This window comes from Actinophytocola sp. (assembly GCF_050699915.1).
GTDB lineage: Bacteria > Actinomycetota > Actinomycetes > Mycobacteriales > Pseudonocardiaceae > Actinophytocola.
In genome coordinates this window covers 1-12,683 of record NZ_JBOHGA010000187.1, presented here as the reverse complement: position 1 = coordinate 12,683, position 12,683 = coordinate 1, and the positions used below count along the sequence as shown (strand labels likewise).

Here is a 12,683-nt window from a genome sequence, read left to right as displayed (position 1 = left end):
GCGCATGGTCGTGTACGCGCCGGCCGTCGCCTCGACCACCTTCGCGGCCTGGTCCAGCCGTGCGTGCGCGGTCGACGTCGCGGTGCCGGACAGCGACGAGCGCGCGGCGAACCCGTCGGCGGCGGCACCCTGCCAGCCCGACGCGGCCGTCGACGCACCGTCGTCCAGCGACGTGCGGGCACCGCTCAGCGCGGACATCGCGGCCGACACCGGCTCGGCGGCCGTGCGGATCCGGCTCGCGTCACCGCTGGCCAGCCGCGCGTAGAGCTCTTCGGGGTCGATCACGAGCCGGCCGCCGTGACGTCCGCCGCCGCGTTCTCGTCGCGCCGCTCGTAGTCGTCGGCGCCGGAGACCAGCCCGTCGCCCGCGTCCGCGAGCCAGGTCGAGCCGTGCCGCAGGTCGTCGCCGTGCTCACCGGCGAAGGTCGCGAACGCCCGGGCCAACTCGTCGGCGGCGGGCACCTCGCCCAGCGTGGCCGCCACCAGCCGCGCGCCCGACAGCAGCCCGGCGGCGTCGGACACCGCGTCCGAGCCGGCGTACACGTCGCGAGACGCGCCGCGCAGCGTCGCCGGATCCACCTGGTAACCGTCGGCCACGGCGACCTCCAAGCTTGGGGTGCGCACTGAAATTACCCAACCGGGCGGCTGCGTAGGGTGTTTCGGTACGCACTGTGTGCATGTGCGCACGAAGTCGAACCCCAGGAGGAGACGCATGCCGGTGTGGACCCCGCCGCGGTGGCTGGAGGTGTTCGCCGAGCAGGCGGTGATGTTCCGCGAAGCGGTGGACCGCGCCGACCCCCGCGCCGCCGTGCCGTCCTGTCCGGGGTGGACCTTCACCGACCTGACCGTGCACGTCGGCCGGTTCCTCGCGCAGGTCAACCGCTACCTCACCAGCGGCAGCGTGGTCCAGCTGCGCCCCCGCCCGACCGAGCCGCCGGCCGACCCGCTGGCCTACCTGGACGAGGAGCTCGCCGCCGCCCGGGAGGTGCTCCCCGCCACGCCCGCCAACCGTCCCGTGTGGACGTTCTCGCCGGCGGCGCCGGACCTCGCCTGGGTTTGGCAGCGCCGCGCGGCGCACGAGCTGAACCTGCGCCGCTGGGACGCCCAGGCCGCGCTGCGCACGCTGGAGCCCACCGATCGCGACCAGGCCGCGGACGCGATCGACGAGCTGCTCGGCACGCTGCTCGCCGCACGGCTGCTGACCGACTCCCCGCCGGCGGTCACGGGTTCCGCGGTGGTGTCCTGCACGGACGGTCCACAGCGGTGGTTCGTCCGGCTCACCCTTGGCGAGGCGCCGTCGGTCCGCCTGGCCGCACGCGACGAACCGGCCGACGCTCACCTGAACGGCCGCACCACGAACCTGCTCTACCAGCTGTGGCGCCGCATGCAACTCACTGGATCGGGTGACGAGTCCGTGCTGCGCGCACTCAGAATGAGCTGACCACCACTCGGGCGCGTCGCGCTGGACCGACCGAACGCGACCTACACTGGTCTCACCTGACGCCGTCCGCAGGGGAGCAGACTCGGTGGTCACCGACCAGAGCAACGTGCCGGAACCCGAGCCCCGCGAGGAGTGCGGCGTTTTCGGGGTGTGGGCCAAGGGCGAGGAAGTCGCCAAGCTCACCTACTTCGGGCTCTACGCGCTCCAACACCGTGGGCAGGAGGCCGCCGGCATCTCCGTGTCCGACGGCCGGCAGATCGTCGTGTTCAAGGATCTCGGCCTGGTCAGCCAGGTCTTCGACGAACAGACGCTCTCGTCGCTGCGCGGCCACGTCGCGGTCGGCCACTGCCGGTACTCCACGACCGGCTCGACGACCTGGGAGAACGCCCAGCCGACGTTCCGCAACACCGCCATCGGCAGCGGCTTGTCCCTGGGCCACAACGGCAACCTGGTGAACACCGCCGAGCTGCACGAGCGCGCGCGCAAGGCCGGCATCCGCACGAACAACGGCGCCACCACCGACTCCGACCTGCTGTGCGGGCTGCTCGCCGCGGAGGCCGCCGACAAGGGCATCGAACAGGCCGCGCTCGAGCTGCTGCCCGGCGTGCGCGGCGCGTTCTGCCTGGTGTTCGCGGACGAGACGACGCTCTACGCGGCGCGCGACCCGCACGGCGTGCGCCCGCTCGTGCTCGGGCGGCTCGAGCGCGGCTGGGTGGTCGCGAGCGAGACCGCGGCGCTGGACATCGTCGGCGCGTCGTTCGTGCGCGAGGTCGAGCCGGGTGAGCTGCTCGCGATCGACGAGAACGGGCTGCGCTCGTCCCGCTTCGCGAACCCCGAGCCGAAGGGCTGCCTGTTCGAGTACGTCTACCTGGCCCGGCCGGACACCACGATCAGCGGCCGCTCGGTGCACGCCACCCGGGTGGAGATCGGCCGCCGGCTCGCCGAGGAGGCGCCCGCCGACGCCGACCTCGTCATCCCCGTGCCGGAGTCCGGCACTCCGGCGGCGATCGGCTACGCGCAGGGCTCGGAGATCCCGTACGGCTCGGGCCTGGTGAAGAACGCCTACGTCGGGCGCACGTTCATCCAGCCCTCGCAGACCATCCGCCAGCTCGGCATCCGGCTCAAGCTCAACCCGCTCAAGGACGTCATCCGCGGCAAGCGGCTCGTGGTCGTCGACGACTCGATCGTGCGGGGCAACACCCAGCGGGCGCTCGTCCGGATGCTGCGCGAGTCCGGCGCCGTCGAGGTCCACGTGCGGATCGCGTCGCCGCCGGTGCGCTGGCCGTGCTTCTACGGCATCGACTTCGCCTCCCGCGCCGAGCTCGTGGCCAACGGCATGGAGCTCGACGACATCCGCCGCTCGATCGGCGCCGACTCGCTCGACTACGTGTCGCTCGACGGGCTCATCGCGGCCAGCGAGCAGCCACGCAGCCGGCTGTGCATGGCCTGCTTCGACGGCGAGTACCCGATCGCGCTGCCGGACGACGCGCTGATCGGCAAGCACCTGCTGGAGGGGTTGGAGAAGGGCGTCTCGGGCTCCGCCGCTCCCGTCGTGCCCGCCGGATATGGTGCGGAGGACGCACTCCAGCGACCCTGAACCGGGAATCATGACCGACACCAGCAACAGCCCGCACGCGACCTATGCCGCCGCGGGGGTGAGCATCGAGGCCGGGGAGCAGGCGGTCGAGCGGCTGCGACCGTTCGCCGAGAAGGCGGTGCGACCCGAGGTGCTCGCCGGGATCGGCGGGTTCGCCGGTCTGTTCAAGCTCAGGCTGGACCGCTGGCGCGAGCCGATCCTCGCGGCGTCCACGGACGGCGTCGGCACCAAGATCGCGGTGGCGCAGGCGCTCGACGTGCACGACACGGTCGGCATCGACCTCGTCGCGATGGTCGTCGACGACCTCGTGGTGTGCGGGGCGGAGCCGATGTTCCTGCAGGACTACATCGCGGTCGGCAAGGTCCTCCCGGACCGGGTCGCGGCCCTGGTCAAGGGCATCTCCGAGGGCTGCGTGCGGGCCGGCTGCGCGCTGCTGGGCGGCGAGACCGCCGAGCACCCGGGCCTGATGGCCGACGGTGCGTACGACCTGTCGGCCACCGGGATCGGCGTGGTCGAGGCGGACGCGGTGCTCGGGCCGGAGCGGGTGCGGCCGGGCGACGTCCTGATCGGCATGGCCTCCTCGGGGCTGCACTCCAACGGCTACTCGCTGGCCCGCCACGTGCTGCTGGACATCGGCCGGATGTCGCTCGAGGGCCAGGTCGAGGAGTTCGGCCGCACGCTCGGCGAGGAGATGCTCGAGCCGACCCGCATCTACGCCAAGGACTGCCTGGCGGTGGTGGCCGAGGCCGACGTCCGCACGTTCGCGCACGTCACCGGCGGCGGCATGGCGGCGAACGTGGCGCGGGTGATCCCGCCGGGGCTGCGGGCGGTGCTCGACCGGGGCACGTGGACGCCCGCGCCGGTGTTCTCGATGGTCGCGCAGCGCGGCCGGGTCGAGCGGCACGAGATGGAGCGCACGTTCAACATGGGCGTCGGCATGGTGGCCGTGGTGGCACCGGAGGACGTCGACCGGGCGCTGGCGGTGCTCACCGCGCGGCACGTGCCGGCCTGGGTGCTCGGCGAGATCACCCCGCTCGGCGACGACCCGGACGCGCCCCGCTCGGAGCTCAAGGGCGACCATCCGCGGTTCTAGGGCAACCTCGCGCGGGTCACCGCCGTAACACGGGAGGACGAGAGGAACGCAGGTTCGTGTCTGACCGTGACGCGGAGTTCGGGGAGTATCTCGAGAGCCGAGCTGTCGTCATGCGCCGGACCGCGTACCTGCTGTGTGGAGGTGACTGGCATCGGGCGGAGGATCTCGTGCAGACCACGCTGACGAAGATCTACGTCGCGTGGTCCCGGCTCCGGCGCGACGGCAGCGTCGACGCGTACTCCCGCAAGATCATGGTGCGCGCGGCGATCGACGAGTCCCGGCGCGCGTACCGGCGGCGCGAGGCGGTGGTCGGGGACGTGCCGGAGACGTCGAGCCCACCGGCCGGCGGCGTCGAGGACGCGGTCGACGTGCGGCGGGCGCTGGCCCGGCTGCCGGCGGGACAGCGTGCGGTGGTGGTGCTGCGGTACTGGGAGGACCTGTCGGTCGCGGAGACCGCGGAGGCGCTGGGCAAGAGCGAGGGGACGATCAAGAGCCAGGCGGCGAAGGGGCTGGCGGCGCTGCGCGCGTTGCTGGCCGAGCCCGCCTCGGACGAGCGGGCGGAGGCGGGTGAGTCATGACGTCGCCGTCCCAGGACGAGGAAGCCAAGGCGCTGCTCGCCCGTGCGCTCGCCGACGAGCCGCCGCTGACGCTTGACCGCGACGCGGTCTTCCGGCAGGGGCGGCGCAAGCTGCGCAACCGCCGGGTGTACTCGACAGGTGGCGCGATCGCCGGGGTCGTGGCGACCGCGGTCGGTGCGGTGCTGCTGGCCGGCCCGGCCGCCGAGGAGCCACCGCCGGTCGCGGACCGTCCCGACCCGCCGTCGACCGCGGTCGCCGAGGCGCGGGCCATCGCCTTGACCAGGGCCATCTTCGAGCTCGGTGTGCTGCCTGAGGACTCGGAGCTGAGCCGGACCGACGGCGAGTCGGTGCGGTTCACCGTGGCCGAGGACACCTACGAGCTGAAGACGGACCTGAAGCGGCACGACGCGGAGGGGTCGCTGTCGGTGTCGATCGGCGCGGCGGACCCGGCGGTGCATGTCGGCTGTGCGGAGCTGGCGGCCGCCAACGCGGGCTGTGTGGGGCTGAAGGAGCGGGGCATCCACGTCGCCGTGGGAACCTGGAAGGACTACGAGACGGGCGAGAAGCGGTACATCGCGAGCGCGGTCCGTCCGGACGGCACGCGCGTCGAGGTGGTCGTGTCGAACTGGTCGCAGCGGCAACGCGAGTACGGGAAGGGGCCGGCCGACAGGATCCCGGTGCTCGACCAGAAGGTGCTGGCGAAGGTCGCGACGCTGCCCGAGCTGCGGTTCCAGCCCTGATGGCCGACCTGGAGGTCAACCGTCGTCTGGTGATCCCGGCGGCGGAGCTGCGTGAGCGGTTCTCGCGCTCGTCGGGCCCGGGCGGCCAGGGCGTCAACACGACCGACAGTCGGGTGGAGCTGTCCTTCGACGTGGCCCGGTCGCCGTCGATCCCGCCGTGGCTGCGAGATCGGCTCCTGGCGCGCCTGTCGTCTCGACTGGTGGACGGCGTGCTGACCGTGGTGGCGAGCGAACACCGTGCCCAACTGGCCAACCGCACGACCGCCCGTGACCGCATGGCCGCCCTGCTCCGAGCGGCTGCCGAACCCCCGCCACCCCGCCGCCGTCCGACCAAGCCGACCCGAGGCGCGAAGGAGCGCCGCCTGTCGGCGAAGCGCCGCCGCAGCGAGACGAAGCGAAACCGCCGCTCCCAAGACGACTGAGCCAAGTTGTCCACAGTGGCCCGAGTTGTCCACAGAAACCGCTCGACCACTGGGCCGCAGAGCTGGGTTACCTGCGTTCCAGCCAGTAGTAGCGGCGTTCCGGCCGGCCGGTCCCGCCGTACCGGAGCCGCACCTCCGCCTGTCCCGTCGCCACGAAATGCTCCAGGTACCGCCGCGCGCTCACCCGCGACAGCGACGTCCGCGACGCGCACTCCGCCGCCGAAAGGTCCGGCGACGACGACCGCAGCTCCGAGGCGACCACGCGCAGCGTCTCCGGCGTCAGGCCCTTCGGCAGCGTCGAACCCGGCCGCGCGCCGAACACCTGGTCCACATCGGACTGTCCGGCCTCCGACAGGGCCGACAACCGGGCCTGCAGCGACGCGAAGTGCCGCAGCTGGTCGTACAGCGCCGCGTACGTGAACGGCTTGATCAAGTAGTGCAGCACACCCCCGCGCATCGCCGCTCGGACCGTGTCCACGTCGGTCGCCGCGCTGATCACGATGACATCCGTGTCCGCCGCGCCGTCCGACCGCAGCGCGCGCAGCACCGACACGCCGTCCATGTCCGGCAGGTAGATGTCCAGCAACACCAGGTCCGGCGCCAGCTCCGACACCAGGCGCAGCGCGTCCGCGCCGGTGTGGGCCACGCCGACCACCTCGAACCCGGACGTCCGCGCCACGTATCCACTGTGGACCTTCGCCACCATGAAGTCGTCGTCGACGACCAGGACCCGGATCACAGCAGCGCCAGCCGCGCGGTGAACACCGAGCCGTCCACCGCAACCGAGCCCGCGCGGCGCAGGCACGTCTGCCGCGTCAGCGCCAGCCCCAACCCCCGCTCGCCCTGCTCGGCCGCCTTCGTCGTGAAGCCGTGCCGGAACACCTCCTCCGCGAGCTCCGGCGCCACCCCCGGCCCGGAGTCCCGGACCACCACGCACACCTCGTCCGCCGACTGCCTGAGAGACACCTCGATCCACGCGTCGGCCGCGTCGAGCGCGTTGTCCACGAGGTTGCCGAGCACCGTCACCAGGTCGGCCGACAGCGCATCGTCCACAGCGGACAGTCGAGACGACGGCGTGAGCCGCAGGCCGACACCGCGTTCCGCCGCCACGCTCGCCTTCGCGATCAGCAGCGCGGCCACCGCGGTGTCCGCGATCCGCTCGCCCACCTCGGCCTGCCACGCCTCCCGCGAGTGGCTGACCCGGTCGACGTAGTGCCGCACCTCGTCGAACTCGCCCAGCTCGATCAACCCGGCGATCGTGTGCAGCCGGTTGGTGAACTCGTGCGCCTGCGCGCGCAGGGCATCGGTCGTGCTCCGGTTCGTGTCCAGCTCCTGTCGCAGCGTCACGAACTCCGTCCGGTCCCGCAGGGTCACCACCGCGCCGATCTCGTGTTCCCGCAACGAGATCGGCATCCGGTTCATGATCAGTACCCGGCCCCGCCGGAGCACGATCTGGTCGGCGCCGCCGGCCCGGCCGGTCAGCACGTCGAGCAGCCGGTCGTTGAGCGACAGCTCGCCGACCGACCGGCCGACCGCGTCGGCCGGCAGTGACAGCAGCCGCCGCGCCTGGTCGTTGACCAGGGTGATCCGCCCGGCGGTGTCCAGCCCGACCACGCCCTCGCGGATGCCGTGCAGCATCGCCTCCCGGTGCTCCACCAGGCCCGCGATCTCGCGCGGCTCCAACCCGAACGTCTGCCGCTTCACCCGCCGCGCCACCAGCGCCGAGCCGACCACACCCAACACCGTCGCCAGCGACAGGATCGCCAGCCCCTCCGCCGGCGACTGCACGATCCCCTCCAGGAACGTCGGCGTGTCCTGGCCGGCCGCGACGATGCCGATCACCGAGCCGTCGTCGCCGATCACCGGCACGTGCGCGACGAGCGAGTCGTCCACGACGCCGACCCACGACCGGCCGGACGGGATCATGCTGTCACCGAGCGGCAGCGGCTCGCCGATCTGCGTCGGGTCCGGCGAGGTCAGCACCATCCGGTCCGCGTCGGCGATCACCACGTACGCGGCGCCGGACAGGCTCCGCGCGCTCTCCGCGAACGTCGGCAGCTGGTGGTGGCGCAGGGAGTCCGCGAGCGAGCCCCGCACGCCGCCGGTCGCCGCCACGTCCTCGGCGACCGACAGCATCCGCCGGCCCTCGGTGTCCCGGAAGCTCTTCGTCGCCTGGAAGCCGGAGAACACGGCGACCGCGGCGACCAACGTCGCGACGATGAGCAGCTGCCAGCCGAGCAGCTGCCGGGACAGGGAACCGCGGTGGTCCGCCACGGACACAGTGTCGCCCAGCGGGCGACCGGGCGCCCGTGAACACAACGACCACAACGACCACTGCGCGCGCAACCGAACGCCGGCCGCGGAGCCGGGCACCATGCCAGACACGAGTGTCGAGCAGAGAGGCTCCGATGCAAGCGAAACCGTTGGCCGCCGCGCTCGCCGCGCTCGCGGCCGTCCTGGTGATCCCGCCCCTGGTCAGCTCGGGGTCGGGCGAGGACGCCGGCAGCCAGGTCCGCGGCCTGCGGATCATGGTGCCCAACTCGCCCGGCGGCGGCTACGACGTCACCGCCCGCACCGCGGCCAAGGCCATGGAGGAGGGCGAGCTCGCGCGCAACGTCGAGGTGTTCAACCTCCCCGGCGCCGGCGGCACGGTCGGGCTCGGCCGGCTGGTCAGCGAGCGCGGCAACGACAAGCTGGTGATGTCGATGGGCCTCGGCGTGGTGGGCAGCGTGCACACCAACAACTCGCCGTCGTCCCTTCAGGACACCACGCCGATCGCGAAGCTCCTCGAGGAGCCGGACATCGTCGTCGTGGCCAAGGACTCTCCCTACCGGACAGTGGCCGACCTCGTCAGCGCGTGGAAGGCCGACCCGGGCAACGTGCCGGTCGGCGGCGGCTCCTCGCCGGGCGGGCCGGACCACCTCGCGGCGATGCTGTTCGCCAAGGGCGCCGGGCTCACCCCGAAGTCGGTGAACTACGTGCCCTTCGACGGCGGCGGCGAGCTGCTCGCGTCCGTGCTCGGCGGCAAGGTCGCGTTCGGCGTGTCCGGCGTGGGCGAGTCCCGCGACCAGATCGAGGCCGGCGAGCTCCGGGTACTCGGTGTGACCAGCGGCGAGCGAATGCCGGGCATCGACGGGCCGACGCTCAAGGAGTCCGGAGTGGACGTCGAGTTCACGAACTGGCGCGGCATCGTCGCGCCGCCGGGCATCTCCGAGGTCGACCAGCAGCGGTTGATCGACCTGGTCACCGACCTGCAGAACACGCCGCAGTGGCGCGACGCGCTCGTGCGCAACGGCTGGACCAAGGCGTTCCAGACCGGCGACGAGTTCGGCGAGTTCCTCGACGCGCAGAACGACCAGGTAGCCGACGTGCTGACGGAACTGGGGCTCTAGATGACGACGACCGAGAATCCCGGGACCCCTGAGAGCCCCGCTACCACCTCGACGGGCAGCGACCGTTCCGAGCTGGGCATCTGCGCCCTGCTCGCGGTGCTCGGCGTGCTGGTGCTGACCGATGCGATCCGCATCCCGACCGACTTCGCCCAGCGCGGTCCGGTCGGGCCGAAGGCGGTGCCGGTCGTCGTCGGCGTGCTGCTGCTCGTCGTCGCCGCGCTGCTGGTCCGCGACGTGCTGCGGGGCGTGCGCGGCGAGTCGGAGACCGGCGAGGACGTCGACCTGGCCGCGCCGAGCGACTGGCGCACGGTGTTGCTGCTGTCCGCGGCATTCCTCGCGAACGCGGCACTGATCGGCGTCGTCGGCTTCCCGATCTCCGGCGCGATCCTGTTCTGGGGCGCGGCGTACGCGCTCGGCAGCCGCGCCCTCGTGCGGGACCCGCTGATCGCGGCCGGCCTGTCGATCGTCACCTACCTGCTGTTCAACAACCTGCTCGGGGTGCCGCTGCCCGGCGGCCCGCTGATGGAGGTGCTGTAGGCATGGAGTCCCTGAGCCTGCTGATCGACGGCTTCGGCACCGCGCTGACGCCGACGAACCTGCTGCTCGCCGCGATCGGCGTGCTGCTGGGTACGTTCATCGGCGTGCTGCCCGGCATCGGGCCGGCGATGGCGGTCGCGCTGCTGCTGCCGGTCACCTACGGGCTGGACCCGATCGCCGCGATGATCATGTTCGCGGGCATCTACTACGGCGGCATGTTCGGCGGCTCGACGACGTCGATCCTGCTGAACACGCCGGGTGAGTCGGCGTCGGTGGTCACCGCGATCGAGGGCAACCAGATGGCCAGGCGCGGCCGCGGCTCGCAAGCGCTTGCGGCCGCCGCGATCGGCCATTTCGTCGGCGCGATGATCGGCACGATCGCACTGGTGCTGCTGGCCCCGGCGGTCGCGTCGCTCGCGGTGGACCTGGGCGCGCCGGACTACTTCGCGGTGATGCTGCTCGCGTTCATCGCGGTGACGTCGGTGCTCGGCCGGTCCCGGGTGCGCGGGTTCGCGTCGCTGCTGATCGGGTTGACGATCGGCCTCGTCGGCCTGGACGAGATCACCGGCCAGTCGCGGCTGACGTTCGGTTCGCTGGCGCTGGCCGACGGGATCGACGTGGTGATCGTCGCCGTCGGGCTGTTCGCGGTCGGCGAGGCGCTGTGGGTGGCGTCGCGGCTGCGGCACACCTCGGGCGAGCCGATCCCGGCCGGCCGGCCGTGGCTCGGGCGCGAGGATCTGCGGCGGACGTGGAAGCCGTGGCTGCGCGGGCCGCTGATCGGGTTTCCGTTCGGCGCGATCCCGGCGGGCGGCGCGGAGATCCCGACGTTCCTGTCGTACGCGACGGAGAAGCGGCTGTCCAAGCACCGGTCGGAGTTCGGCACGGGCGCGATCGAGGGCGTCGCGGGTCCGGAGTCGACGGCATCGGCGTCCGCGTCGGGCACCCTGGTCACGATGCTGACGCTGGGCCTGCCGACGACGGCGACGGCCGCGGTGATGCTCGCGGCGTTCCAGCAGTACGGGATCCAGCCGGGGCCGCTGCTGTTCGAGCGGGAGTCGGCGCTGGTGTGGGGGCTGATCGCGTCACTGTTCGTCGGGACCGTGTTGCTGCTGGTGCTGAACCTGCCGATGGCGCCGGTGTGGTCGAAGCTGCTGCGGATCCCGCGGCCGTACCTGTACGCGGGCATCCTGTTCTTCGCGTCGATCGGCGCGTACGCGGTGGCGGGTCAGGTGGTCGACCTGATCGTGCTGTTCGTGATCGGCGCGCTGGGCTTCGCGATGCGCCGGTACGGGTTGCCCGTGCTGCCGGCCATTCTCGGGGTGATCCTCGGTCCGGCGGCGGAGCAGCAGATGCGCCGCGCGCTGCAGCTCAGCGACGGGTCGCTGACAGGTCTGGTGAACACCACGTTCGCGGTGGTCGTGTACGTGATCGTCGCGGTCGTCCTGTTGTGGCCCCTGATTCGCAGGCTCCTGCCGAGCCGTTCGGCCGAACGGGATGACGTAACCGCCTCCTGAGAACTACCTCCAAGCGGGCGATGGACAAGCCTCGGGCAGGGACGTGACACTCGTTCACATCCCTGCTGGAGGTGTCGCTGATGATGCTCCGCCGTCTTGTCCCCGCGTTCGCGGCTGTCCTGCTCGCCTCGTTCCTGTCCGCCGGGGTCGCGTCCGCCGCGCCGGGCCCGTATGTCGCCCTCGGTGACTCGGCCGCCGCGGGCCCGCTGATCCCCAACCCCGACCTGAGTTTCCTCGGCTGCCTGCGCTCCACGGCGAACTACCCGAAGCTCGTGGCGCAGCAGCTGGGCCTGACGATCAAGGACGTGACGTGCTCCGGCGCGGACACGGTCGACATGACGAACCCGCAGGAGACCGACCTGGGCACCGCGCCGCCGCAGTTCGACGCACTGACTCCCGACACGGCGGTCGTGACGCTGCACATCGGTGGCAACGACGCCGGGCTCACCGGGCTCGCGGAGTCGTGCCTGAACCTGCTGCCGCCGCCGTTCGGTGACTCGTGCATGGAGGAGAACACCGCCGGCGGGCGCGACGTCTACGGCGAGCGCGTGGCGGCCGTCGGCCCCAAGGTCGCCGCCGTCCTGGACGGCATCCACGCGCGGTCGCCGAACGCGCGTGTGTTCGTGGTCGGCTACACGCACTACATCCGCAACAACGGCTGCTACCCGCGGGTACAGGTGTGGGGCAAGGACGCGAACTACGTCCAGGCCAAGGTCGACCAGCTGAACGGCGTTCTGGCCGACGCCGCGGCCGCCGACGGAGCGACCTATGTGGACCTTCGCACCCCGGGCGTCGGCCACGACGTCTGCCAGTCCTCCTCGGTCCGCTGGGTGGAGCCGTTCATCCCGGGGAACGTGGCTGCGCCGCTGCACCCGAACGCCCGCGGCATGGCCGGCATGGCCCAGGTGGTCGGCGCGGCGATCTCAGCCGGCTAGCCCGCCCGTCAGCATCAGGCGTGGCTCGTCCGTGTGGTTGGGGGCGGGCGCGTGGAACACGTGCGGGTGCATGAAGACGACGTCGCCGGGCTCGCCGGTGAGCTCGACGACGTCGTCCGCTCCGGTGCGCGCGAGGACCGCGTCCCGCAGGTCCGCCGAGCGCCCCGGGTCGGCGGGATCGCGTTCGGCGAGCACCTCGGCGACGAGCCGGTGCGACCCGGCGAGGACGACGGTGCCGCCGCCGCGCGGGCGGACCGGCTCGAGGTAGCCGAGCCACTTCAGCCGCAGGTTCGACCGCGCCGGGAAGTCGATGTGCCACCCGGTGGTGGGCACCCGCCACTCGCCGGCCGTGGGGAAGGTGACGAGTGGGTCGCCCCAGCTGAAGGGCTGGCCCGCTCCGGCGAGCTCGTCGATCGCGTGGCGCACGGCCGGGGT

The 12,683-nt window shown here is 72.3% G+C and carries 14 protein-coding genes and 1 pseudogene; 10 read left to right on the top strand and 5 right to left on the bottom strand.

The genetic code is table 11. From position 1 onward, the window contains the following. Positions 1 to 285, bottom strand: a pseudogene (locus tag ACRDSK_RS25910) (alpha/beta hydrolase); the annotation flags it as partial. Beyond that, the gene (locus ACRDSK_RS25905) at positions 282 to 596 is read right to left on the bottom strand and encodes a hypothetical protein (protein WP_431443882.1); all 315 of its coding nucleotides are present in this window, start codon (positions 594 to 596) and stop codon (positions 282 to 284) included. The gene ACRDSK_RS25905 and the pseudogene ACRDSK_RS25910, both read right to left, overlap by 4 nt. 115 nt (positions 597 to 711) lie before the next feature. On the opposite strand from ACRDSK_RS25905, the gene ACRDSK_RS25900 reads away from it, so the two are divergent. From ACRDSK_RS25900 to arfB, 6 genes are all read left to right on the top strand, one after another. Next, on the top strand, positions 712 to 1,440 hold the full coding sequence (locus ACRDSK_RS25900) for a maleylpyruvate isomerase N-terminal domain-containing protein (RefSeq protein ID WP_431443881.1): 729 nt from the start codon (positions 712 to 714) through the stop codon (positions 1,438 to 1,440). A gap of 85 nt (positions 1,441 to 1,525) precedes the next feature. Then, positions 1,526 to 3,037, top strand: coding sequence for an amidophosphoribosyltransferase (gene purF / locus ACRDSK_RS25895; RefSeq protein ID WP_431443880.1), 1,512 nt, complete (start codon positions 1,526 to 1,528; stop codon positions 3,035 to 3,037). Positions 3,038 to 3,047: 10 nt separating this feature from the next. Further along, positions 3,048 to 4,130: a phosphoribosylformylglycinamidine cyclo-ligase gene (gene purM, locus ACRDSK_RS25890; RefSeq protein ID WP_431443879.1), complete on the top strand. Its 1,083-nt coding sequence runs from the start codon at positions 3,048 to 3,050 to the stop codon at positions 4,128 to 4,130. Positions 4,131 to 4,186: 56 nt separating this feature from the next. Beyond that, positions 4,187 to 4,708: a SigE family RNA polymerase sigma factor gene (locus tag ACRDSK_RS25885; protein ID WP_431443878.1), complete on the top strand. Its 522-nt coding sequence runs from the start codon at positions 4,187 to 4,189 to the stop codon at positions 4,706 to 4,708. Beyond that, entirely contained in the window at positions 4,705 to 5,448 is a 744-nt protein-coding gene (locus ACRDSK_RS25880; RefSeq protein ID WP_431443877.1) for a hypothetical protein, read from the top strand. The genes ACRDSK_RS25885 and ACRDSK_RS25880 overlap by 4 nt, the downstream gene beginning before the upstream one ends. Continuing rightward, positions 5,448 to 5,870, top strand: a complete 423-nt coding sequence (gene arfB / locus ACRDSK_RS25875) for an alternative ribosome rescue aminoacyl-tRNA hydrolase ArfB (protein WP_431443875.1) — start codon at positions 5,448 to 5,450, stop codon at positions 5,868 to 5,870. The genes ACRDSK_RS25880 and arfB overlap by 1 nt, the downstream gene beginning before the upstream one ends. Positions 5,871 to 5,937: 67 nt before the next feature. Here the strand turns inward: arfB and ACRDSK_RS25870 are convergent, their stop codons facing one another. Together ACRDSK_RS25870 and ACRDSK_RS25865 are read right to left on the bottom strand one after the other, a co-directional pair. Beyond that, positions 5,938 to 6,609, bottom strand: a complete 672-nt coding sequence (locus ACRDSK_RS25870; protein ID WP_431443874.1) for a response regulator — start codon at positions 6,607 to 6,609, stop codon at positions 5,938 to 5,940. Then, entirely contained in the window at positions 6,606 to 8,144 is a 1,539-nt protein-coding gene (locus ACRDSK_RS25865; RefSeq protein WP_431443873.1) for a sensor histidine kinase, read from the bottom strand. Before ACRDSK_RS25865 ends, ACRDSK_RS25870 begins: the two co-directional genes overlap by 4 nt. 134 nt (positions 8,145 to 8,278) lie before the next feature. On the opposite strand from ACRDSK_RS25865, the gene ACRDSK_RS25860 reads away from it, so the two are divergent. The 4 genes from ACRDSK_RS25860 to ACRDSK_RS25845 all read left to right on the top strand — a co-directional run bounded on the left by ACRDSK_RS25860 (position 8,279) and on the right by ACRDSK_RS25845 (position 12,248). Then, positions 8,279 to 9,262, top strand: a complete 984-nt coding sequence (locus tag ACRDSK_RS25860) for a Bug family tripartite tricarboxylate transporter substrate binding protein (protein ID WP_431443872.1) — start codon at positions 8,279 to 8,281, stop codon at positions 9,260 to 9,262. Next, entirely contained in the window at positions 9,263 to 9,799 is a 537-nt protein-coding gene (locus ACRDSK_RS25855) for a tripartite tricarboxylate transporter TctB family protein (RefSeq protein ID WP_431443870.1), read from the top strand. A gap of 2 nt (positions 9,800 to 9,801) precedes the next feature. Further along, on the top strand, positions 9,802 to 11,313 hold the full coding sequence (locus ACRDSK_RS25850) for a tripartite tricarboxylate transporter permease (RefSeq protein WP_431443869.1): 1,512 nt from the start codon (positions 9,802 to 9,804) through the stop codon (positions 11,311 to 11,313). 80 nt (positions 11,314 to 11,393) lie between these two features. Next, complete coding sequence (locus ACRDSK_RS25845; RefSeq protein WP_431443868.1) at positions 11,394 to 12,248, top strand: SGNH/GDSL hydrolase family protein; 855 nt, start codon at positions 11,394 to 11,396, stop codon at positions 12,246 to 12,248. On the opposite strand, the gene ACRDSK_RS25840 is transcribed toward ACRDSK_RS25845, so the two are convergent. Continuing rightward, positions 12,237 to 12,683: phytanoyl-CoA dioxygenase family protein (locus ACRDSK_RS25840; protein ID WP_431443867.1), on the bottom strand; the 447-nt coding region annotated here is incomplete at its 5' end. The genes ACRDSK_RS25845 and ACRDSK_RS25840 overlap by 12 nt on opposite strands.

Excerpts from the sequence above, each read along its gene's own strand:
- ACRDSK_RS25880 (WP_431443877.1), top strand. The coding sequence starts at position 4,705 with ATGACGTCGCCGTCCCAGGACGAGGAAGCCAAGGCGCTGCTCGCCCGT.
- arfB (WP_431443875.1), top strand. The coding sequence starts at position 5,448 with ATGGCCGACCTGGAGGTCAACCGTCGTCTGGTGATCCCGGCGGCGGAG.
- ACRDSK_RS25855 (WP_431443870.1), top strand. The coding sequence starts at position 9,263 with ATGACGACGACCGAGAATCCCGGGACCCCTGAGAGCCCCGCTACCACC.
- ACRDSK_RS25850 (WP_431443869.1), top strand. The coding sequence starts at position 9,802 with ATGGAGTCCCTGAGCCTGCTGATCGACGGCTTCGGCACCGCGCTGACG.
- ACRDSK_RS25845 (WP_431443868.1), top strand. The coding sequence starts at position 11,394 with ATGATGCTCCGCCGTCTTGTCCCCGCGTTCGCGGCTGTCCTGCTCGCC.
- ACRDSK_RS25860 (WP_431443872.1), top strand. The coding sequence starts at position 8,279 with ATGCAAGCGAAACCGTTGGCCGCCGCGCTCGCCGCGCTCGCGGCCGTC.
- ACRDSK_RS25900 (WP_431443881.1), top strand. The coding sequence starts at position 712 with ATGCCGGTGTGGACCCCGCCGCGGTGGCTGGAGGTGTTCGCCGAGCAG.
- purM (WP_431443879.1), top strand. The coding sequence starts at position 3,048 with ATGACCGACACCAGCAACAGCCCGCACGCGACCTATGCCGCCGCGGGG.